Consider the following 2,304-nt stretch of genomic DNA (forward strand, 5'->3'; position numbering starts at 1 on the left):
GCTTTCGCCATAATACCCCTTGGTCAAAGGGTAGAGAAAGTCAAGGTCCAAAGCCCCTTTCAAACGCCTGTAGAAATTGTTCTCGGGTATACGCTCGCTCAACTGGAAATGTGCGAACAGTTTTTCCAAGTAATCCTTTTTTCCCTGCATACCTAAAGTTACGATCGATCTACCGAACGGCAATGATCAAGACCGTTTTTTTCTTAACTTGTGCAACAGGCACACCGTATAAAAATAATTGCGGTTTTGTGCTTAAACAAAGGTAGTTGCGTGTTTACTACGTCTGATTTTCCTGCGGAAAATCCTCGCACGCAAACCCGCAACTATTCTTATCCATAAACGTTGGCATTCATTAAATAAAACAGATGAAAAGTAGAAATAAAGATTTATTGGTAGGAGGTATTTTTTTAATCCTGACAATTACCTTCATTGTGATTTCAATGACTAACAAACCATTCTTTGATTGGGTTTTTGAACGACACCATAATCAATGGAGTTGGTATTTACGACCTTTGTTTTTGCTTCCATTTTGCTATTTCGCCTACAGAAAAAGTTTTACAAGAATGATGTTTTCCATATTTGCCTTGTTCACAAGTATGTTTTGGTTTCCCAAGCCCGAGATTGTGAGTGAGAGTGTAATTGATTTTTTAGAATTTGAGAAAGAATATCTGTACGGAGAATGGAACTTGAGCAAACAGCTACTGACCTTAACAATCCCTATTTCATTTATAGCTTTAGGATTAGCTTTTTGGAAGCGAAGTGTAATAATGGGCATAGCGGTAGTGGTTCTTATGGCAACAGGTAAAATGGTGTGGAGCATTCAAAATGCAGGTGAATCCGGAAAATCAATATTAATTCCTGCGATTCTTGGCTTATTGATTTGTTGTGGTCTGATTTTCTATGGATTTAAAAGGTTAGAAAAGAAATAACGAAATGCCAACACTGTATATAGCAAATAGGGCGTTTGGTGGTTTAAGAAAGTTCGCTGCTATTTACAAACACCGCCAAATCGTTGATTTGGCTTTTAAAATGAATAAGATAAAAACAAAATACAACGATTTGGCTCAGTGCAAAATTGAAAGATTTTCGCTTTCTACTGCCCTACTTGCCATATACTAAACGATGATGCACAATTATTCATAGCACTTTTATTGTTTTTCAAAGGTATTCATCGGTCGCTTCGCTCGGTCACCTAAAGGTGAACCCAAATCGCTACATTGTCGCTCCGCTCCAATTCCCGCACTTTGGGGTTTGTGCATCATCGCAGGGCTATGTCAGATTGCAAAGGCCGTAGGATGAGGGACCATCGATATTATCACCTTTAGGCGCCATCGAGGATAACTGTGCATATCAACCGCTATATGCAATCTGGTGTGCTCCCTTGTATTTTTCTTTTTTACGTACCTTTCGGTACGACAAATAAAAATCCAAACGCACGACTACACATAGCCCTGCGTTGTATGTCATGCAGGAAAAAACAATAAGACAAAAATACATTAGTTTAACATTAAAATCATCAGTAAAATGAATTGTGAGAAATCATATTTAAATATTAAGAGAATTACCCTTCTTCAGAGATTGTCATTTAAAGTAATTCTATCCTTTATATTTATAGGGTGTGGTAATAAAGTTAAAACTGAAAGTACCTCTAATACAACAATCGAACCTATCGAAGAAGTATCAATAAAAGAAATTGATGAGAATCATTATTCTTTATTCACATCAATAACAATTGATGCGACTACAAGTGAAGTTTGGGAGGTATTGACAGATTTTGAGAATATGTCCAATTGGAGCTCTACACTTCAAAAAATTGATGGAATTACGATGGAGGATGGACAAGAGGTCAATATAATTTACAAAGTAGATGGGCAAAATCAGGTAATCCCTCATAAACTCATATATTCTGAAAATAAATATTATGGTTGGTCAGATACAATTGCCGTATTGCCTGGAGTTATTGATAGACATTTATATGAAGTTCAGGAAAATGGAAAATCCCATACGAAATTTGTGCAATCTGACAAGTTTAGAGGATATAACCCTAATATTAGTAATATCGATTTGGCAAGATATGTACTTCCACAATACTTGACTTTTAATAGGGAGCTTAAAGCTGAAGTAGAAGGAACAATTAATAATTGAAGATGAAGTAAAGCACGACATACAACAATGTATCCTATGAAAAGCCCTAGTCCAGTTCTCTAAAGTTACTATTTAATTTTTTAATTACTTCATATTGTTGATTTTGGGGTGTTGAATCGTTGATAATTCCGATAGGATTATCAATCATTCAATACCAAT

Annotated in this window: 2 protein-coding genes; both read left to right on the forward strand. The window is 35.8% G+C overall.

Annotation, left to right across the window (positions count from 1 at the left end; translation table 11 throughout):
* Nucleotides 1-365 precede the first annotated feature (365 nt).
* Nucleotides 366-929: a hypothetical protein gene (locus IL355_RS19150; RefSeq protein WP_192463705.1), complete on the forward strand. Its 564-nt coding sequence runs from the start codon at nt 366-368 to the stop codon at nt 927-929.
* A gap of 595 nt (nt 930-1,524) precedes the next feature.
* Nucleotides 1,525-2,145, forward strand: coding sequence for an SRPBCC family protein (locus tag IL355_RS19155; RefSeq protein WP_192463706.1), 621 nt, complete (start codon nt 1,525-1,527; stop codon nt 2,143-2,145).
* Nucleotides 2,146-2,304: the final 159 nt, after the last annotated feature.

Source organism: Euzebyella saccharophila (genome assembly GCF_014855495.1).
Classification (GTDB): domain Bacteria; phylum Bacteroidota; class Bacteroidia; order Flavobacteriales; family Flavobacteriaceae; genus Euzebyella; species Euzebyella saccharophila.